At 37.7% G+C, this 21,644-nt stretch carries 19 protein-coding genes; 6 read left to right on the forward strand and 13 right to left on the reverse strand.

Annotated features, from left to right (window positions below):
* Positions 1–2,842: leucine-rich repeat protein (locus LI241_RS06630; protein ID WP_227160434.1), on the reverse strand; the 2,842-nt coding region annotated here is incomplete at its 3' end.
* A gap of 170 nt (positions 2,843–3,012) precedes the next feature.
* A complete protein-coding gene (locus LI241_RS06635) occupies positions 3,013–3,912 on the reverse strand; it encodes a peptidase U32 family protein (protein WP_008689302.1) in 900 nt (299 codons plus the stop codon).
* Between the two features lie 173 nt (positions 3,913–4,085).
* On the opposite strand from LI241_RS06635, the gene LI241_RS06640 reads away from it, so the two are divergent.
* Positions 4,086–5,990, forward strand: a complete 1,905-nt coding sequence (locus tag LI241_RS06640) for a sensor domain-containing diguanylate cyclase (protein WP_008689305.1) — start codon at positions 4,086–4,088, stop codon at positions 5,988–5,990.
* A gap of 299 nt (positions 5,991–6,289) precedes the next feature.
* On the opposite strand, the gene LI241_RS06645 is transcribed toward LI241_RS06640, so the two are convergent.
* From LI241_RS06645 to LI241_RS06675, 7 genes are all read right to left on the reverse strand, one after another.
* Positions 6,290–7,021 (reverse strand): ABC transporter permease, encoded by a 732-nt coding sequence (locus tag LI241_RS06645; protein WP_008689307.1) that lies wholly within the window; start codon positions 7,019–7,021, stop codon positions 6,290–6,292.
* Positions 7,021–7,860 (reverse strand): ABC transporter ATP-binding protein, encoded by an 840-nt coding sequence (locus tag LI241_RS06650; RefSeq protein ID WP_008689309.1) that lies wholly within the window; start codon positions 7,858–7,860, stop codon positions 7,021–7,023. The genes LI241_RS06645 and LI241_RS06650 overlap by 1 nt, the downstream gene beginning before the upstream one ends.
* A gap of 140 nt (positions 7,861–8,000) precedes the next feature.
* Positions 8,001–8,870, reverse strand: a complete 870-nt coding sequence (locus LI241_RS06655) for a YitT family protein (protein WP_008689312.1) — start codon at positions 8,868–8,870, stop codon at positions 8,001–8,003.
* Between the two features lie 368 nt (positions 8,871–9,238).
* Positions 9,239–9,868, reverse strand: coding sequence for a polymer-forming cytoskeletal protein (locus LI241_RS06660; RefSeq protein ID WP_008689314.1), 630 nt, complete (start codon positions 9,866–9,868; stop codon positions 9,239–9,241).
* Complete coding sequence (locus LI241_RS06665; protein WP_008689315.1) at positions 9,846–10,190, reverse strand: hypothetical protein; 345 nt, start codon at positions 10,188–10,190, stop codon at positions 9,846–9,848. Before LI241_RS06665 ends, LI241_RS06660 begins: the two co-directional genes overlap by 23 nt.
* Positions 10,187–10,858 carry a DUF4004 family protein gene (locus tag LI241_RS06670; protein WP_008689317.1) on the reverse strand — a complete coding sequence of 224 codons (672 nt, stop codon included), beginning with the start codon at positions 10,856–10,858 and terminating at the stop codon, positions 10,187–10,189. The genes LI241_RS06665 and LI241_RS06670 overlap by 4 nt, the downstream gene beginning before the upstream one ends.
* Positions 10,831–10,980 (reverse strand): hypothetical protein, encoded by a 150-nt coding sequence (locus LI241_RS06675; protein WP_008689319.1) that lies wholly within the window; start codon positions 10,978–10,980, stop codon positions 10,831–10,833. The genes LI241_RS06670 and LI241_RS06675 overlap by 28 nt, the downstream gene beginning before the upstream one ends.
* Positions 10,981–11,206: 226 nt before the next feature.
* Here LI241_RS06675 and LI241_RS06680 point away from each other — a divergent pair, with 226 nt between their 5' ends.
* From LI241_RS06680 to LI241_RS15805, 3 genes are read left to right on the forward strand one after another with little or no spacing between them, the layout of a single operon-like run.
* Positions 11,207–11,776, forward strand: a complete 570-nt coding sequence (locus LI241_RS06680) for a TetR/AcrR family transcriptional regulator (RefSeq protein ID WP_008689320.1) — start codon at positions 11,207–11,209, stop codon at positions 11,774–11,776.
* Between the two features lie 11 nt (positions 11,777–11,787).
* Entirely contained in the window at positions 11,788–14,718 is a 2,931-nt protein-coding gene (locus LI241_RS06685; RefSeq protein ID WP_008689321.1) for an acyl-CoA dehydratase activase-related protein, read from the forward strand.
* A gap of 4 nt (positions 14,719–14,722) precedes the next feature.
* Positions 14,723–16,021, forward strand: coding sequence for a 2-hydroxyacyl-CoA dehydratase (locus LI241_RS15805; protein ID WP_008689322.1), 1,299 nt, complete (start codon positions 14,723–14,725; stop codon positions 16,019–16,021).
* Between the two features lie 104 nt (positions 16,022–16,125).
* Here the strand turns inward: LI241_RS15805 and LI241_RS06690 are convergent, their stop codons facing one another.
* Positions 16,126–17,022 (reverse strand): hypothetical protein, encoded by an 897-nt coding sequence (locus tag LI241_RS06690; protein ID WP_008689323.1) that lies wholly within the window; start codon positions 17,020–17,022, stop codon positions 16,126–16,128.
* 161 nt (positions 17,023–17,183) lie between these two features.
* Here LI241_RS06690 and LI241_RS06695 point away from each other — a divergent pair, with 161 nt between their 5' ends.
* Entirely contained in the window at positions 17,184–17,852 is a 669-nt protein-coding gene (locus LI241_RS06695; protein WP_008689324.1) for a uracil-DNA glycosylase, read from the forward strand.
* Between the two features lie 141 nt (positions 17,853–17,993).
* A complete protein-coding gene (locus LI241_RS06700; RefSeq protein WP_008689325.1) occupies positions 17,994–18,413 on the forward strand; it encodes a C-GCAxxG-C-C family (seleno)protein in 420 nt (139 codons plus the stop codon).
* Positions 18,414–18,478: 65 nt separating this feature from the next.
* On the opposite strand, the gene LI241_RS06705 is transcribed toward LI241_RS06700, so the two are convergent.
* Genes LI241_RS06705 through LI241_RS06715 form a run of 3 tightly spaced genes read right to left on the reverse strand, consistent with a single transcriptional unit; the run spans position 18,479 to position 21,584 of the window.
* The gene (locus LI241_RS06705) at positions 18,479–18,856 is read right to left on the reverse strand and encodes a hypothetical protein (protein ID WP_008689326.1); all 378 of its coding nucleotides are present in this window, start codon (positions 18,854–18,856) and stop codon (positions 18,479–18,481) included.
* A gap of 56 nt (positions 18,857–18,912) precedes the next feature.
* The gene (locus LI241_RS06710; RefSeq protein ID WP_008689327.1) at positions 18,913–19,824 is read right to left on the reverse strand and encodes a YafY family protein; all 912 of its coding nucleotides are present in this window, start codon (positions 19,822–19,824) and stop codon (positions 18,913–18,915) included.
* Positions 19,821–21,584: an ABC-F family ATP-binding cassette domain-containing protein gene (locus LI241_RS06715; RefSeq protein WP_008689328.1), complete on the reverse strand. Its 1,764-nt coding sequence runs from the start codon at positions 21,582–21,584 to the stop codon at positions 19,821–19,823. The genes LI241_RS06710 and LI241_RS06715 overlap by 4 nt, the downstream gene beginning before the upstream one ends.
* Between the last annotated feature and the right edge of the window lie 60 nt (positions 21,585–21,644).

Genomic DNA, 21,644 nt, shown 5'->3' on the forward strand with positions numbered 1-21,644 from the left:
CATCTTTAGGTTTCATTGCCTTACTTGTCACATTTAATTTTACAGCACTTACCGGCGTTTTTACGGTAATCGTACATTTGGCTGCTTTCTTGGAGCCATCTTTGGCGGTTGCAGTAATGATTGCCGTGCCATTTCCTCTTGCCGTTACTCTTCCACTTGCCGACACCGTAGCTACTTTCGTATTATTGGATATCCATAACAAATCAGTATTACTTGCCGTTGATGGTGACACTGTTGCAGATAAATAATATACATCTTTAGGTTTCATTGCCTTACTTGTCACATTTAATTTTACAGCACTTACCGGTGTTTTTACGGTAATCGTACATCGTGCTGCTTTCTTGGAACCATCTTTGGCGGTTGCGGTAATGATTGCTGTGCCATTTCCTCTTGCCGTTACTCTTCCACTTGCCGATACAGTGACCACTGCAGTATTACTGGAAGTCCATATTAGCTCCTTATTGGTAGCATTAGAAGGCGCAATGGTCGCAAAAAGATCATACGTTGTTCCCGAAATCATCGTCTTGTCCGTTGTATTTAGCTGAATGCTGTCTACAGGAATCGGCACATCATACACATGATGGGGAATTCCTTCACGAAGCAAGGAAGCTTCTGTGATCGTATTTGGCATTGCCCATAGTTCCACATCATCAAATGAAAAATAACTTATTTCATTGATATTGTCAGGTAAAACTACTTTTTCAAGACTATTACAATTGTGAAATGCATTTTCTCCAATTGCATTTAGATTCTTTGGTAATGTGATTGTTTGTAAATTGATGCAGTCCGTAAAAGCGGAAAGTTCTATTTCCGTGATTGATTCCGGCAATACGATACTTTCTAATGTAGCAAAACCGGAAAATAAGAAACCGGGAACTTTCGGCATACCTTCTTCTAATGTCACGGTTTTAATTCCTGAATCTTGAAAAGCATACACACCTGAAGAAACCAGTGTTTTAGGAATCGTGATATCCTTTAATGCTTCACAACCGGTAAATGTATGATTACCAAGTTCCTTTAAACCTTTCGGTAATCTCAATTCCTCCAATGCATAACAGCCTTCGAATACGCCGTCACCTGATGAATCTCCCAACACGGTTAATGATTCGGGAAGTGCAATATGGATAAGGCTGACACAATCTTTAAAAGCTCCCTGATGAATCGTCGTTAAGTTTGATGATAACGATATATCTGACAGCATTTCACAGCCTTCAAAAGCGGAAAGTTCTATTTCCGTAATTGATTCCGGCAATACGATACTTTCTAATGTAGCAAAACCGGAAAATAAGAAACCGGGAACTTTCGGCATACCTTCTTCTAATGTCACGGTTTTAATTCCTGAATCTTGAAAAGCATACACACCTGAAGAAACCAGTGTTTTAGGAATCGTGATATCCTTTAATGCTTCACAACCGGTAAATGTATGATTACCAAGTTCCTTTAAACCTTTCGGTAATCTCAATTCCTCCAATGCATAACAGCCTTCGAATACGCCGTCACCTGATGAATCTCCCAACACGGTTAATGATTCGGGAAGTGCAATATGGATAAGGCTGACACAATCTTTAAAAGCTCCCTGATGAATCGTCGTTAAGTTTGATGATAACGATATATCTGACAGCATTTCACAGCCTTCAAAAGCGGAAAGTTCTATTTCCGTAATTGATTCCGGCAATACGATACTTTCTAATGTGGCAAAACCACAGAATAAGAAACCCGGGACTTTCGGCATACCTTCTTCCAATGTCACGGTTTGCACATCGGAATTTGTGAATATATAAGGATGAGCTTCTTCTAAAGTCTTAGGAATTACAATATCTGTAAGTGCCGTACAACCATAAAATGTTTTAGCACCTAAAACCTTTAAATTATCAGATAATGTAATATCTTCTAACGATATGCAATCTTCAAATACACCTGAATCCGCATTTGAACCTAATTCCACTAACGAATTTGGCAATGTTATTTTTTTCAAATTGCTACAGCCTCGAAAAGCACCTGCTTCAATTGTTCTTAACTTATTTGAAAACGTAATATCTGTTAAATTTTTACAATCTCGGAATGTTTCATAACCGATTTCAATTACTGTTTCAGGAATTTCAATACTTGTTAATGTATTACAATCATTAAATAACCAAGCGGGAATTTTTTTAATATTATCAGCAAAAATCACGTTTCTTAATCCCGAACCTTCAAAATTACTAACACCAACCGTTTCTATATCTTTCGGTACTTGAATTGTTGTTAAAGAGGTACATCCTTTAAAAGTATTTGCACCTAAAGTGTTTAGTTCTATTGGAAGATGTACTTCATGTAATGATGTACAACCTTCAAATACACCTGAATCCGCATTTGAACCTAAGTATCGAAGACAATCAGGCAAATCAACTTTCTTTAAGTTTACACACCCCATAAACGCCCCATAATCAATACTTCGTAATCTTGATGGGAAACTGATTTCTTGTAAGGTTATACAATCTTTAAAAGCTTCATATCCTATCTCTGTAACGTTTTCCGGTATGACCACCGCAGCAGCATTTCCCTGATATTTCACTAACGTACTTCCAGACATGATAAAGTCACCTGCTGTCTTGACCGACTGTAAAGGTTTGGTTGACAGGATGACTTGCTCATCCAAGCTTTCTTTTTCAACATAATCTGATACAACTTCCATGGCAGAAACAACTTTCTTGCTCATCTGTTTCATTGCCAATTGATGATCAGATGATAATCCGGTAGCCTTTTGCATTGCATTTGCAATCGTAAAATCGCTTAACACCGTTGTAATGGAACATGTACAACACAAAAGCCCGGCAACTACTTTCTTCATTTGTAATTTCATAAACATTCTCACCTTTCTTTATCATGAGAATTATATAAAAATAACAAATGAATAACAACAAACACAAAACTGAATGTAAAAAATGACCGTTTTTATGTCAAAATACACAAAAAAAGCATCTCAATAAACCAATGAATTGAGATGCCCTATATCTTATTCTTATGACGTTTTTAGCCCTCTTTGACCTTGCTCGTCTTGGTATAATAAAAACCGTGTGTCACATGGTCCTTCTCATACTTCTTTGCATAAGCAGCAAAAACCGCTGTTGCGTCTTTTTCCTTATTCAGAATGGCATGATAAAGATCCAATGCTTCTAACACATAAGCGATATCATGAAACATGCCGTCAATGCGAAAATGACGAATTCCACTATTTAACAGCTCCTGAATTTCTTCAAAGCTCGCAAGCGTAAAACCGGTGAATACATGCGTACCCGTTTCATCTTCCACAATGGGCATATGTTCCTCACGATTTTCTTCCATCAAATATAAGTCATAGTTATTGCGTACTTGCTCATTTTTTCCTATAAAAGACATATAACTGCTTAATAAATTACGTTTGCTATGCATCATATTCAAACGACCATGGAGAATAACCTCACATTCACCATCAGTAAGCCGACCAATTTCACACATTTCCTGCAAGGTAATTTCCTTAGAAATAGTAACCATCTGAATACCTTCATCTAAATAATATTGCACATCACTGTGATTTGTAATTAACGTATCCGGATTGTAAATAAGCTTTTTCTTTAAGTCAAAATGTTCTGCCTCTAACAATACACACTCATCGCCATAATAAATACCATCCACATCTAATTCTTTCAATAAATGTAAATGCTGACGTAACGCCGGTAATTCTTCTTCCACAAAAAAGCGATTTACGGCCACATACATGCGTAAGGAAAGCCGTTCACATTCTTTCTTTATTGCTTGTAATTCCTCCACTGCAAAAGCATATACGCAGCGAACAGAAAAAAATGGTGTACCAATCAAAACACTATCTGCGCCATGCGCTTTAACTTTTGCCAAATCCTCGAATGCAAAAGGTGTTACAATAAAATCAGGCATAGAATCCATCCTCTCTAACCAAGCTTTATTATAATATAAGTGCGCATTGAAAGAAAGGATAATGTTTTTCACCATAAGATAATCGTGAAAAATAAATTCAAAAAGATTTCGATATTTTTTAAAATGTAAAGAAAATGAGCGTATAATAATGAAAAAGAGTTAAGAGGGTTCTTATGAAAAAACATATACTTGCAAAAACAAATATATTTATCTGTATTATCATTATAATCGGTTACTTGATTACTTCCTTTGTCAGCTATAACAGTAATCATACCATGCTAAAAAAAGATATCGAACATATTTCGGATCTGAGTAGTGAAAGCATCTATCATAAAATAGATTCACTATTTACAAAACCTATCAACATCTCCTTAACCATGGCCAATGATACCTTTTTAATGCAGCATATGAAAAATGAAAATGCGCTTACAGATGATGCTAACTTTGTAAAAACAATCACAGATTATTTGCATGCCTATAAAGTGAAATACAATTTTGATTCCGTCTTTTTAGTATCTACCAAAACAAAACGCTATTATCATTTTGATGGCATTGATCGAATCCTTACAAAAGATAATCCGGAAAACACCTGGTATTATGAATTCCTTAACAGCAAAGATGATTACAGCATTAATATTGATAATGATGAAGCGAAGAAAAATGAGATTACCGTGTTTATCAATTGTAAGCTAAAAGATGTTAATAAGCATATAATTGGCGTTATAGGTGTTGGTTTTCGCATTGAACATCTGCAAGAGCTGTTGAAGCAATATGAGAAAAAATTTAATGTGAAAGCTTTTTTGATTGATGCAAACGGCACCATTCAACTCTCTACGAATATTTCCGGTTATCAAAAACAAAAGTTAGCACAAAACAAACGTTATGAAACCCTCTTACCAAAATTAATGAAGGAAAAGGAAGAGAGTGTTTCTTTCTGGTACAGCGAAAAACCTTACAGCGGTTATCTTATCCGGCAACCTTTGAATACTATACAATGGCAATTGCTGATTGATCGCGATACAGCACAATTAGAGCATTCCATGCATCAGCAGTTAGGCATTGGTTTTACTATCATTTTGATGGTTATTATTCTTGTCTTAGGAGTTATTACGTATATCGTACGCAAGTATAACAAGAAGTTGATTCATTTAACTCTGGAAACAGAAATGAAACATCAATCCATCTTCCAACAGCAAACCGAACAGATTTATGATACTATTTATGAAATTGATGTGACCCATAACTGTGCTGCCAGTGAAGCTACCGAAGACTATTTCTATAGCCAGGGCATTCCTCGAAAGACTCCTTATGATGAATCTTTAAAGATCATTGCTGAAAAACAAATCAAACCGGAATTTAGAGCTGGTTATTTGACAGTCTTTGATCCTGCGCATATCTTACAGCTATATGAGGAAGGCATTACGTCTACGCAATATGATTTTATGATCAATAATGGGAATGACAACAATTACTATTGGATGCGTATTACCGTTAAGATCTTTTATTGGGATGATGACCAGTCCATTCGTATGTTTGTTTATCGCCAAAATATTGATGAAGAAAAACGCAAAGAACTCTTCATGAAGAAGAAAATGGAAAGTGATTCTCTGACTTCCCTTTATAACAAAGCCGCTACTCGTTCTTATATCCAACAGAAACTGATGCAAAACACTGATCAATATTATGCTTTCTATATCTTAGATATTGATAATTTCAAAGATATCAATGATGCCTATGGTCATGCAGTTGGAGATGAAGTCATCGTAACTTTTGCTAATATCTTAAAAAATCAATTCCCAAAGGATGCAATCATCGGTCGTATCGGCGGTGATGAATTTGTCACTTTACAAGCAGTTGCGTCCAAGCAAGAAGCACAAGCCAAAGCAGAAGCACTTGTGAACATCTATCATAACGCAAAACGCCAAGGATTATGCCACTACACAATATCCGCCAGCATCGGCGTAGCTGTGACAATACACAATTTGGATAACTTCGATTCGCTGTATCACAATGCGGATAAAGCACTCTATGAGGCAAAAGAAAACGGTAAGAATCAGTATCGTATGTATGAAAAATGAATATTGCAGTAAAAGATAAACAAAAAGAAAAGGAAGATTGCTCGGTGAAATTAAAAGCGTAGGCAATCTTCTTTTGTTATCGAATACACATGCAATTTTTTAAGGCTTGTATACTACTTGATATGCACGAATATCTGATCCTCATTTTGAATAAAGCAGCTCTGTTCTGCTTTAACAGTAAAAGGCTTCTTCGTTTCCACTACGATTTTTTTCGCCTAGACCGATCCAAAGGCATCCTACATAGTGTTCATCCTTAAACAACCCGGTTAAGTTATGATTTTGTTAAAAGTTCACTTTCATTAGTTATCAAAACCTTTTTTACGATACATCATGGCAAATGTCACAACACCTAAGAGAATCCAGGCAAGAATAATTCCAAAATCCAGCAAATGTTCTTGACTTAAGATGCTCATACCATTCATCGCATCATTAATAATCGCCATCATTCTGGTTGTCGGTACGATACTGGCAATCTTATCAATCACTTCATTCATATTCTGAAACATCGGTGGTATCAAAAACAGAATCATCAATGGTGTTGATAAGGTACTGGTAGACATCTGATCCTTCGACAGCAATCCGACAACCGAACCAAACAACAGCATGGAAATGGAAGTCACTGTCGTTACCAGAAGAAACATTGGCAAATAAGAAAGCTGCGTTGCCGTGATAAAGAAGATCACGATTGTGATGAGTTCCATTAAGACAAGTACGGAAATAATCTTGCTAAAAATATATTCAAGCGCTGACACATCACTCAGCATCAAGACACGCAAGGTATTTTTTTCTTTTTCTTCTGCTACCATCATTGCCAAGCCGGTAAGTGGAATAGCGGAAAGATTCAATAATTCGCATAAAGTTAAAACAAAGTTACTCGGCATTCCTGCTTCTTTAACATCCCCAAATATGGTCTGATATAACACAGCAAAGCCAATCGGTAATAAGATCATGATCAGCATATTCTTATTCGTAAACATTAAACGAAAGTCTTTTTTGATTAGCACAGCTAATGTATGCATTCGCAGTTTCATTATAATTCCCTCCCTGTCACATCAAGAAAAATTGTTTTCAGATCAGGCTCTACCGAATTTATACGCAAAATATTGCCTTGTATTGCTGCCAATGTTTTCATCAGACTTGCTGTATCTTTTGTTGTATGGTATTTATTGCCTTTATCATCCAAAATGACAACTTCATTTTTGGCATATTTTAATTTTAATTCATCTGGACTTCCCATTTCTTTGATTTCCCCTTCATTTAAAAAAGCCACACGATGACATAACAAATCGGCTTCACTCATATTATGGGTCGTTAAGAAAATCGTCGTACCTTGGCGATTTAATTCAAAAATCATCTCATATACAGCCTCACTGCTGGCAGGGTCTAAAGCACTGGCAGGTTCATCTAAAAATAAGATCTTAGGTTTATGCAAAATAGCACGTGAAAATAATAAGCGTTGCTTCATCCCTTTTGACAAATGCTCAACCTTTTTCTTCTTTGCTTCATACAATCCTGTCTTCTGCAAAACCTCATCAATATACGATGTTGAAATTTTCTTCAGATCGGCGAAAATCTTTAGATTTTCATACACTGTTAATTTTTCATATAAACCACTATTATCGGATAAGACACCGATATTTTGATATAATTCATCCTGCAATTCATCCACTTGTTTCCCTAAGATCAAAAACGTTCCATGATTTGGCTTCAACTGATTTGTTAACAGCTTGATCGTTGTTGTTTTACCGGCTCCACTTGGACCCAGAAAACCGAAGATTTCTCCCTCTTTGATTGAGAAACTGACATCTTTTAAAGCTTTTGTCTCTTTAAAAGAAATTGCTCCATGACGTACTTCTACGATTGTATTCATATCACTCACTCCCTTGTGTGTATCTCTTTAAGTATACACGAAATAACCTCATCATTTCAATTTGATGCTTTGCAATAAAGCCGATAACTGTTTATCATCTATTGTATTTGTCATAACTTACTTACCTTCATAAAAGATGATTATAATCGCTTTTCAAAATTGCCACTCACCGTAGGACCCTCATTAAAAATCACAAAGGCATTTGGATCAAAAGAGGCAACAATGCGGCGAATCTGATGTTCTTCGTATTTATTTATCACTGTCACAAGGATGCGTGTCTGTGTTTTCGTATAAGCCCCGGCACCATCCCAATAGGTTACACCTCTTCCTGTTTCTTTCATGATGGCTTCTTGAATTTCCTGATTCTTAGTAAAAATCATTGCAGTCATATTAATATTTTGATAATGTGTGCGATCCAATACTAAAGAAAAACAGGTCATATATAAGATAGAATAGATCGCCGTAGGCACATCAAAAAGGAAAGCACATAACAGATAGACAAAAGCATTGACTATTATCGATAATTTCCCCACACTGAAATTGGCAAATTTTCGCGTAAAATAAACACCTAAGATATCCAGTCCTCCTCCACTGCCCCCACTACGCAATGCAATACCAATACCAAAGCCACAGATGATGCCCCCTATCAAACAGCTGGCAAGCACATCGTCTAGGATAGGTGTTTCCGGTATAAAGATAAGACTAAAAGCAAGTGTTTGTGCAATGACACACAAAAGCGTCTTCACAAAGAACTTTCGAGAAATGCTGCGATATGCCAAAATAAATAATGGCAGATTCATCAAGAAATTGATGATACCGGCAACATCAAAGTTGGCAGGCAATGAGATATGCGCATATTGTATTATAATCGTTCGAATGATCTGGGCAATACCGATCACTCCGCCACTATATAAATTTAAAGGTACGATGAATAAGTTAACACCCGCTGCGAAAATAAAGCCTCCTGCAATGACCATCAATATTTTATAAGTTTCATTTTCTATTTTCATATATAAAACCCTCACTCGTTATCATCAGCATTATAGCATAGAAGAGGTTTTTATGGGAATGTTTCCTGCTTCGATGCAGCAATTTTCCAAATCGTGCCTGCGTGCTTGCGATATGACATACATCCTAGGTAGCAAAGATGTCTTCTTTATCGCAACTGTTTTATCAAATGATCCTTTCACATCAACTGTAGTTTATAGCAATTTGCATCGATAAAGCGTTATTCTTTCATTTCTCTATCCTTACCGCAACTTGCTTAATGATAAAATAAAATCTTTGATAACGATTAAAGACTTTTTCAAACATCCTATAAAAAAGAAAAGAATCCTTTGTTTGACCAAACAATGGGATTCCTTTGCATGAAACGTGTTTACATACGTTTTTGTATACAATCGCCTTCGATTTTCTTAATACGGCAGGTTGCATCATAGCGCAATGTACCATTGCAATGCACATAATCAACTACGCAGCCTCCCTGTAGAACAATATCCGTTGCGGAAATAGAATTAGCTCGAATATTACTTGCTCGCAATGTTGTACATTCAATTGTATTCGCATGATTTGTTTTTCCCCAATTCTTGCCAAAGCCAAAGGCAAATACGCCTAAAATACCGCTGGCAAAATTAATGACCACTTCATCACCAAACAAATCATTCAACACGGCACAGCCATTGATAATGACCTTATCCGCATTCACTTCTCCGTTATTCTTTAACATGCCATCTACGCGTATATCATCTGCATAAACTTTACCATTTTCTGACTTTACCATGCCATCGATATCCAACTTATTCACTCTGATATCTTTGGCAACCTTCAGCATTCCATTCACATCCATTTGCTCCGCCGTAATACTGCCCTCTGCATTGCAAGTGCCATCTATATCAATCATATGACATTTGATATTGCCGTTTATCTTTCCCATACCATCAATTTTGATACGATCATATTCTCCTTCGGTAATTGTTCCAAAACCATCAATCCTTACATCCATACTCATACCATTTTGTCCTCCTTGCGAATAATAAATGTAACCCTGCACAGATACAGCCAACTGCTGCCACTAGGGGCACGCTTAAACGAAAATCAATCCAGTGATTCGCATCTGCCAGAAAATATACTCCTAAGCTTAATACCATCAGCATCATAAATTGAATACCGTATTTTAACAGACTGATGCAGGCAGGTAAGATCAGAAACAGACTCCACCAGCCGGGGAAAAATAAGGTAAACTTCCACAGTTCAAATAACTCTCCTAAATAGCCAGCACCTACTGCGATTAACAACAATCCCCAGATAATATTTTTTGCATGCTTGCTCATGAAACGACCTCCTCATCAAAGGTAAACGCAAACGTTTCCTTATACTTTACTTTCATTTGTGAACTCAATTCCTGTAATGATACACTTCGCAAGATTTTCATACGCTCATCAAGCCAATACCAGACATCCTGATTGGTGGATGCTGCAGGTTCTTGTAAAGCGAGCACGTAATGATCTTCTTGTACCTGCACAAGTAACATTCGCCATTCATGTGAGTGGATATGCGTTAACGCATGGGCACTGGATTGAATCAATGCCATCCGCGTGTTTTGGGAAAATGCATATTCCTGATTCCATTCACTGATGACCATCATCACCAAAATCTCATAGAAGGAAAAGCAATCCTTTTCCATTACATCCATAAACAGGGCGGCCACCTCAATATCAATCTCGCTGAATTCTTCCAGATCTTCTTCTGTAAACATGCGATTACTAACCTCAGGAGTCAGCATCTTCGCTAATTCTTCTAAAGAATATGTATCCTTCATCTGTTGAATTGCACGGATCCGATTTAATATACGTTCTTTCGGGAAATAGGTTTCCTGTCCTGTGGGACTAGGACGTTTCACAAACCAGCTTTCCGGTATCAGACCTTCGCGTTTCCAACGATATAGCTGTCCATAAGAAATACCGGTTTCTTTTAATAAATCTTTTTTTGAAATCTCCATAGTCGTTTCACCTTCTTCTCATTGTCATTTTGTAATACTCCAGATGATATTGCTCGTTCAATAAATGCAGCTTTTTGATCGATAGATTTTCGGCATACATCTGCTTGTTGCATTTCATACATATCAGCCACCTCTCTGCCGTTAGTGTAACATTGTTTTATTACACCTATATATTAACAAAACATTGTTACGTTGTAAAGAAAAAAAACATAAATTATTAAAATTTATGCGAAAACGTTTTCATAAACTTACCGATATCACTCTCAGGTAAAAATTAAATCAAATCTATTGACCGGTGGTCACTAAAGGGGTAAACTAGTTACATGTATGAAAAAAGGAAGTGAATATATGGAAGAGTTAAACAAACGCAGCCGTATTCAAAATGCTGCAGTTGCCTTATTCAGCGAACAAGGCGTAGAGGCAACCAGTGTCAATGATATCGTGCGGCGTGCGAATGTCGCAAAAGGCACCTTTTACATATATTATAAAGATAAAAAAGAACTGATCTCCCAGATCCTGACTGAAAAACATGGCAAAGCTTTGAATGATTTGATGAATGCATCATATGAGAAAAGCCGTCAGGGTATGATGGATTGGCGCCATGCATTTGCCAATGAGCTAATTTCCTTTTATCGCCATAATCCAAAGATCTTAAAGATGATCCAAAAAAACATCACCTCCATCTTTGACTGTGATAAGCATCGAGAACAAGTCTTAGCCCATATCGAAAAGTTGGATGCTTTCTTACAATGCTTTCATCAGGAAAAAGAGAGTCGAAAAGATGCCATGAATCGCTTTATGCTGATGATGGAGATGATTGGCGTCATTAGTTTTCACGCCATCTTTTATGAGCAGCCTGATACGATGGACAGCGTAGAACCGGTACTGCTGAAAATGATTGAGCGCATGTATTTGTAAGGAGGATTTCCATGACATATAAATTAGGAATTGATGTAGGATCTACTACATTAAAAGCCGTTCTATTAAATGAACAAGATGAAATCATCTATAAAAGCTATGAACGCCATAAATCGCGGGTACGCGAAATGAGCGTTGAGAAGATAGAAGAATTAAAACCGTTGTTGCTTGGTCATAAAATTGCCATAGCCATTACCGGAAGCGCCGGTCTTGGGGTGGCAAGTGGAGCTCAGCTTCCCTTTGTACAAGAGGTATTTGCGACAGCACAGGCGGTCAAGAAATATTATCCAACTACGGATGTAGTCGTTGAATTAGGTGGTGAGGATGCCAAGATCATCTTTCTAAAAGGCGCTTTAGAAGAACGAATGAACTCGACATGTGCCGGTGGTACCGGAGCGTTTATTGATCAAATGGCTTCCTTGTTAGATGTTGATTTGGAAACGATGGATCAACTATCGTTGCAATATACGACCCTATATCCAATTGCCTCACGTTGTGGTGTCTTTGCGAAAAGTGATGTTCAGCCTTTAATCAATCAAGGTGTTGAAAAAAGCAATTTAGCTGCCAGTATCTTTCAGGCAGTCGTTGATCAAAGTATTGCCGGATTGGCACAAGGCAGAAACATTGAAGGCAATGTTTTATTTCTGGGAGGGCCTCTGCATTTTCTAAAAGGATTACAAAAGCGTTTTAAAGAAACCTTGCACCTTAATGAAGATGAGGCAAACTTCCCCGCTTTAGCACCTTATTTTGTGGCATTAGGAAGTGCGGTATATGCGGATAATGAGACAGTGCTCTATACGTATGAAGAGCTATTGCATAAAATGAAAACGATGGCACAACAAAAAGTCAAAAATGACGGTCTGCCTCCTTTATTTGCCAGTGAACAAGACTATCAAGAATTTGTCCAACGTCATGCCAATGCCCATGTAGATCGAAAAGATATTCATAAGTATCAAGGAAAGGCATGGTTGGGGATCGATTCTGGAAGTACGACAACCAAACTTGTCCTCATTGATGAAGAAGATAACATTCTGTACGAAAGCTATGCCAATAACCAAGGCAACCCGGTCGATGTTATTCAAAAAGAATTATTGCAGATTTATGACTTGATGGAAGATCGCATTACCATAAGTCATGCTGCCGTTACCGGCTATGGTGAAGAATTGATGAAACATGCCTTCCATTTGGATATCGGTGTTGTGGAAACCATGGCCCATTATCAGGCAGCGAAGCATTTCAATCCCAACGTCGATTTTATCATCGACATCGGTGGTCAGGATATGAAATGTTTCCGTATTAAAGACAATTCCATTGACGATATCTTATTAAACGAAGCTTGCAGCAGTGGCTGCGGCAGTTTCATTGAAACCTTTGCGAAGAGTATGGGGTATGAAATCAAAGAATTTGCTCGGATGGGATTGCATGGAAAGCATCCGGTTGACTTAGGTACACGCTGCACCGTTTTCATGAATTCCAGTGTGAAACAAGCACAGAAAAATGGTGCCAGCATGGAAGACATTTCCGCCGGCTTATGTATCAGCGTCGTAAAAAATGCATTGTATAAAGTTATTCGTGCAAAAAGTGCCGAAGAAATCGGAAAAGAAATCGTTGTACAAGGTGGCACCTTCTTAAACGATACCGTATTGCGCAGCTTTGAATTAGAACTAGGCCGTCATGTCATTCGTCCAGGCATTGCCCATCTGATGGGGGCTTATGGAGCTGCCTTACTCGCGAAACAAAAACATGCTAATACCTCTTCCATACTCGATAAAACCGCACTAGAAAACTTTACACATACCTCACAAGCCAGCAACTGCGGTTTATGTACCAACCACTGTAATCTGACCATAAATACATTTGCGAATGGCACTCGTCATATTGCCGGTAATAAGTGTGAACGTCCGATCATTGGTCGTGCCAATAAAGAAAAACTTCCTAATCTCTATGATTTCAAATATGAAGAACTATTGAAATGCAAAGGAATCAGCGGTGTTCGTGGAAAAATCGGGATTCCGCTTGTGTTAAACATGTATGACAACCTTCCCTTCTGGCATTCCTTCTTCACCAATTTAGGATTTGAGGTGGTCTTAAGTGATCGTTCCAGCAAAGCCTTATATGCGAAAGGACAGCATACGATATCCTCTGATACCATCTGCTATCCAGCAAAGCTAGTGCATGGACACATTCAATCCTTGATTGATAAAGGTATTGATACGATTTTCTATCCCTGCATGAGTTACAATGTAGATGAGCAGATGAGCGATAACCATTTCAACTGTCCAGTAGTTGCCTATTACCCTGAAGTCATTGAAGGCAATATGGATTTAGAAGGCATCACCTTCCTTTATCCTTATGTTTACTTGGAAGATCGTCATACTTTTGAAACAAAAATCTTTGAATACTTCCGCTCACAGGATATGGATATCACTTATAAAGAAATTACGGCAGCTGCTTCTCATGCGTATGTTGCCTATGAAGAATTTAAACAAAAGATCCAACAGGAAGGTGCCAGAGCTTTAGCTTTTGCGCAGACGCATCATCGTAAGACGATCGTATTAGCGGGACGTCCTTATCATGTCGATCCGCAGATCAATCATGGCATTCATCGTTTATTAAGCAATTTGGGATTTGTTGTCGTTAGCGAAGACAGTATTCCAAAACAATCGCAACGCCCAAGTATCCATGTCTTAAATCAATGGACCTTCCATGCTCGCATGTATAATGCGGCACAGTTTGTAACGACGCAAAACGATATGGAACTCATTCAACTTGTCAGTTTTGGCTGTGGCATCGATGCGATTACCGCAGATGAAGTAAAAGATATCTTACGTCGTCACAATAAATTATATACACAGATCAAGATTGATGAAGTTGATAATCTTGGTGCCGTGAAGATTCGCTGCCGTTCCTTATTGGCGGCAATGGAAGAAAGGGAGGGATAAATTCATGAACCGTGTAGAATTTACCAAAGAAATGAAGAAGACACATAAAATCCTTGTGCCCATGATGCTGCCGATACATTTTCAATTTTTACAAAACATCTTTCGCCAAAACGGCTATCAGATGGAGTTGTTACAGACCAAAGGACAACAGATCATTGATGAAGGATTGAAAAATGTGCATAACGATACTTGCTATCCGGCATTGTTGGTCATCGGTCAAATGATCGATGCCTTAAAATCAGGAAACTACGATACCGATCACATTGCTTTGGCCATTACCCAAACCGGTGGCGGCTGTCGTGCCTCTAACTATATCCATTTGCTGCGAAAGGCACTAAAACAAGCTGGTTTTGGCCATGTACCTGTCATTTCCGTTAATTTTTCCAAGTTAGAAAAAAATAGTGGATTCAAATTGACAGGCAGTATGCTACTACGACTATTATATGGTTTTCTATATGGAGATATGCTTATGTGGATAAAAAATCAATGTAAACCATATGAACGGCATGCCGGTGCAAGTGATGCACTTGTCCAAAAATGGATCAACCGTATCAGTGAACAATTTAATTCTCTTTCCTTTTTAAAGCTTCATCACAATTATGTAATGATGTTAGAGGAATTTGCGGCTATTGAACGTGAGAATACACCGAAAATTCAAGTGGGTATTGTCGGAGAAATCTATATGAAATATGCCCCTCTAGGTAATAATGAATTAGAAGATTTCTTGATCAAGGAAGGCTGTGAACCAGTCGTATCCGGAGTTCTTGATTTCGGTTTATATTGCCTGGAAAATACGGTCATTGACCATGAATATTATAATCGCAGCCGCAAAAGCTATCGCTTTGTTGCCATGGCCAGTCGTTATATTCAGCATTTACAGATGAAAGCCATCAAAGCCATTCGTCAACAAGGTGTCTTCCGTGAACCCGATACCTTTCAAGAAGTTATGGAAAGCAGCGAAGGCATCATTAACCGTGGTACTAAGATGGGAGAAGGCTGGCTGTTAACAAGTGAGATGGTTGCCTTAATCAAAAGTAATGTTTCTAATATCGTTTGTTGTCAGCCATTTGGCTGTCTGCCAAATCATATCGTTGCTAAAGGCATGACACGTAAAATCAAAAATATCTATCCAAACGCCAATATCGTCGCCGTTGATTACGACCCAAGTGCGACACGGGTAAATCAGGAAAATCGTTTAAAGCTAATGTTGAGCAATGCGCGTTTAACGGCTCGCTTTGCCCAGGCCGAAGAAGAAAAAAGGGCAGCTGCCAAACAACAGGCATATGCATATGAGACACGATAAAAAACATTGTATTTTATAAGAATATGCACATATAAAATGAAAAAGAAGTCAAAACCAGATCAAATCACAGGTGATGACTTCTTTTTATGTAGAAATGCATACTGTTATACTTTTTGTTTTTCCTTCTTTACAACTGTAATCTGAAAACTATGCATAAGTTCCTCATCATATGCTTGTCCCAAATTTTGAAACGTTGGCAAAAAAACATAATTCAAGCGTTGTTCATAAGGCAATTCTTTGGCTTTACCAGATGCATAACAGATACCTTTGATATCGGTCTTTCTATTATAAACGGCTGCTGTTAACAACTGTGATATGACATAATTGCTCTTAAAGGCATGCTTTTCATTATCCTTTGCCCATATGGATAAGGCGTATTTTAATGGCATGGTACATAAAAAAGCAAACAATTGTTCATGCGAATATCTTCTTTTTTCCATCTGTGGATAGGATACGCTCACATCCAATAAAGAAAATGCTTTTAAAGGACAAAATTCACCATAGGATATATTGGTTTTTCCCAATTCCTTATACATACAAGGAAGACTGCCAGCCAGATATAAACAAGGTATCCCTGTGATTGAATAGCGCTGATTCTGAATCAAATAGCGTTTTGTAAAAGGGATATGATAAAATTCTTGACAATCAAGCAGTGGCATTAAAGATACTCTTCCTCGATATAATACATTTGGAAGCTGCTGTACACGCTCAAACATCATGTCATATGTTTGATGATGAAAGGAACACTGCAACATATTTTGCATCTGAGAAGAAGCTGTATTCATCCTTCCCTTTAAATAATTACGCCAAATATCATTAATTTTATTACGTAACTTATATAAATATGTATATTCTTCTATAGTTAAGATATCGGCCTTTTTTATAAGATGTAAGAAACGCAATGTTTTTTGTAAATAAGCACTACGTACCTCATGATCATGTTCAACCATCGTCTCAAGTGGCAGCTGTTCTGCCAGCTTTTGCAATAATAAAGTTTCCATCATAACTCCCTAAGCCTTTCGTAAGTTCTAGTTCATTATATAACAATTCATAATAAAATGAGTAGAAATTATAGTAGAATGTTGCTTTCCCTTATTTTCTTCTCGATAACGTTTACTTCATGATACACATAGAGTAAAATAAAGAGGAAAGAGGTGTTTTTATGGTACAGATTGGCAATGTTTGGGACGAAATATTAAAAGATGAATTTGCGAAAGAATATTACCAGAACATCCGCAAATTTTTAGTATATGAATATAATCATCATCCGGTATATCCTAGCATGTATGATATCTTTAACGCTTTAAAATATACACCGTATCATTGTGTTAAGGTTGTTATTTTAGGACAAGATCCATATCATGGCAAAGGACAGGCGCATGGCTTATGCTTCTCCGTTAAAAAAGGAGTTACCCCTCCCCCATCTTTACAAAATATCTTTCAAGAATTAAAAAACGATGTTGGCTGTAACATCCCTTCTCATGGAGAATTAACGAAATGGGCAAAACAGGGCGTATTATTGTTAAATACCGTATTAACCGTTCGCGGTGGTCAGGCGAATTCTCATGCCAATCATGGTTGGGAACAATTAACCGACGCGATTATTCAAAAGTTAAATGAACGCGAAGAGCCAATCGTCTTCCTTTTATGGGGGCGTAATGCCAAAAATAAAATGGCACTTATCACCAATCCGGCACATCTTATTCTATCATGTGCACATCCTAGCCCATTCAGTGCGGATTACGGTTTCTTTGGCTGTCGGCATTTCTCCAAAACCAATGACTTTCTAAAACAGCATGGACAAACACCTATTGATTGGCAGATTGAATAAGAAATATCTTGCACTTTTTGTATCAATTCGCTTATAAAACAAATAAAAATAAATGGTAATGCATGAATTTCACATCCCTTTCTTGACACGAAAAACAAGCATGCTAAAATTAATTCGTATGAAGAGAAAGGAAATTGGTTTATGTTAAAAGAAGTTGCTATAAAGTATTATCGCATGGGATATAACTGTGCAGAAAGTATCATTCGTGCGGGAAATGAGGTCTATGATCTGGGGCTACATGACAAGGACATGAATATGACCGCCGCTTTTGGGGGAGGTTTTCAAATTGGGGATGTCTGCGGTGCCCTCAGCGGTGCAGCTTGTGTCATCAGCTCTCGCTATGTAGAAACCAAAGCACATGATTATGCAGATATGCGCCCATTGACGCAAAAGCTGGTCATCGCTTTTCAGAAACGCATGGGTTCTCGCCTATGTGCGCAAATCAAACCGGTATTTCATAATAAAGAAATAAAATGTGAGAATACAGTTGCTACTGCTGCTGAAGTATTAGAACATGTTATCATGGAATGGGATGCAGAACACAACACTGTAGAGCAATAACATAAAGCTGCCCTATGACAAGAGCAATCTTCACTCTTGTCATGAGCAGCTTTTTCTATTCTATTTCATCCACGTTTCCCCGTTAAAATAAATTGTATCAATTCTTCAACATCATCAAACACATCATAATCACCAAAAATACCTTCTCTATGATAAACAATCCCATTCTTTTCATTCGCTGCCAGACAATCTAAAAGTTTTTCCTCGCCATATCGCTTTGCAAATAGAGTAAAGCCATAAGGTTTGCTCTTACTCAACATACCCTTGCGACATTCCTTGTCACATTCATAACAATGTCCGTATTGTTTTTCTTTTGAGCAATTGCGATTTTCACAAGCATCCATAAAAGCACAATTGTCACCTAAACACCCCTGACAAGTCGTATTTTCACTACATAAACAACAGGCAAGTCCACAGCGCGCAATACCATATTCTCTTTTCATCTTGCATCCTCCTATGTACAGCTATATCATAACAAAAAAACTACGACAACAGTATGTCATAGTTCTTGATAAAGTTGTATCCATCGTTTACTGTCTTCATAGATACGTTTTCTTAACGTTATTGGCTGTAACACTTCAATCCTATCGCCAAAGGCTAACAGATTCGCATACCAGAAATGCTCATCTTTAGGCACATACAAACGATATAAGAAAGTTTTTTTATCTTCCTGCAAAATCTCACCCGGCAGATATTCCAAAATTGATAGTTTCTTTGCTTTATCACAACGCAAACGAATTTCTATCATCGGCTGTTGATGTTTCTCATCATGCATAGATGCGATAATTTCACGTAATGCAGGATGCGGCTGCGCTTGCATATCCTTAACGAGTTCAATATCTTCCATACGCACTAACTTATACATACGATAGCCTTTTTCCATTTTGGCAATCATATACCAAGCATACCATTTATACATACATCCGGCAGCATCTGCCACTATCTTCTTTCGTTCATTACGCGCATTTGTATACATAAAGCGTAAGCAACAATGCTTCAGCATGGCTGTTTTAATGATTTGCAAATGTTGATAGATGAGCGGATGTTCCTGTAATACACTAAAATCTAACAGGATATGGGAATCATCTTTAGAGAGCTGTTCTATCTTTTCACATAAATCAACTACCTGATTTTCTCCCATTGCGCTGGAATAACCTTGCAATGCAGTAGCCATCATAGAAAACTCTTCCTCATTCACCCATTGTTCATCCAAGCGATAACCTTCTTGTATTTCATAACCGCCATCACTACCGGGATAAGCAATAATAGGAATTTTCGCCATGCTTAAGGCATCCATATCCCGCTGAATCGTGCGCACTGAAACCTCAAAATATTCTGCTAATGTTTTGGCGCTGGTACGCCCATGATTCAACAAATATATCGTGATTCCATATAAACGTTCACGCTTCATCTGCTTTTTCCTTTTTTTAAATCTTCGATGGCCTGCTGTTTTTCACTAAGATACTCCCAGCGTTCCATTAATTCTTCAATCTTGGTTTCCAAGGCTTCCCGCTGTTCACTTAAAGATTGCAATTTCACAAAATCTTGTGTATCCATCTCCATTTGCTCATCAATCGCTTCAATTTGTTTTTGCAGCTTTTCCATATGTTCATCCATCATTTCCAGTTCCTGTTTCTCTTTACTGGATAAACGCGGACTTACCTTTGGTTTCACTGCTTTTTCATTCTTATCTACTGCTGTGTTCTTTTCCCCTAGTTCCATCAAGGCACTATAGCCTCCCAAAAACTGCTGTATCGTTTTATCCGAATTAAATACAAACAGCTTATCACAAATACGATCAAGGAAATAACGGTCATGTGACACCGTAATAAGCGCCCCATTAAATGTATCCAGATAATCTTCCAGAATCTGTAAGGTCTGAATATCTAAATCATTGGTTGGTTCATCCAAAAACAAGATATTTGGTGCCTGCATCAATACCTTTAATAAATATAACCGTCTGCGTTCACCACCGGATAAACGCCCAATTGGCATATATTGCGCTTTGGCATCAAACAAGAATCGTTCCAGCATTTGCGAAGCTGTATATGTTCCCTCCATGGTCGTAATGGCATTCGAGCTTTCCTGAATATAATCCAATACGCGCATAGACATGTCCATTTCTTCATGTCCTTGCTTAAAGAAGCCTATTCTAACCGTATCTCCATGTACCACCTCACCGCTATCTGGAGCCAATTCTTTTGCCAATATTCTCAATAAGGTTGTCTTTCCACACCCATTCGCACCCAAAATACCAATGCGGTCATTTCTTTGAAGATGATAAGAAAAATCATGAAACAAGAGGTGTTCCCCATACGCCTTAGATAAATTTTCACATTCGATAATTTTCTTACCTAAGCGAGAACTTATAGCATCCAATTTTATATTCTCTTGTTCATTCGGTTTCTCTATTGCATTAAGTTTATGAAACCGCTCGATTCGTTCCTTGCTTTTTGTTCCTCTGGCTTGTACACCGGCACGCATCCAGGCAAGTTCCGTACGCAAAATATTTTGCCGTTTGCGCTCATTCGCCTGCGCTATTTCTTCGCGTTGTGCTTTTAATTCCAAATATTGTGAATAATTAGCCTCATAGGTATATATGTTTGCCTGATTGATTTCCATCATCTTATCACAGATACGTTCTAAAAAATAACGATCATGTGTTACCATAAAGATCGCATGAGAATAACGCAATAAATACTTCTCTAGCCATTCGATCATATCATTATCCAAATGGTTAGTCGGCTCATCCAATAGTAAAAGATCACAAGGCTGTAACAAGGCTCTTGCTAAAGCAACACGTTTGCGCTGTCCACCACTAAGATGCTTCACAATGCGCGCAGTATCATAAATACCAAGTTTCCCTAATATTGCCTTTGCCTCAAATTCCTTAATATCTTTATCCATACATAAAATTTGATGCAAGATCGTATCCTCTTCATCAAACACAGGGTCTTGGGGAAGATAAGAGATTCGTAAATTATTTTTACGTATCATATTACCCTCTTCATACGTTTCAAGACCTGCTATGATACGTAACAAGGTCGTTTTACCAGTACCATTGACACCAATCAAGGCAATTTTATCATGATCTTCAATCGCAAAACTGACATCTTTTACAATTGGTTTTATATTCTGATGCTTTGTTAAATGTTCCACTGACAATAACATATATATCATCCTCTTTCGTTACCTGCTTATTTTACCATACGCAGATGAAAAAGGAAATCA

Source organism: Longicatena sp. 210702-DFI.1.196 (assembly GCF_020563125.1).
GTDB lineage: Bacteria > Bacillota_I > Bacilli_A > Erysipelotrichales > Erysipelotrichaceae > Longicatena > Longicatena caecimuris.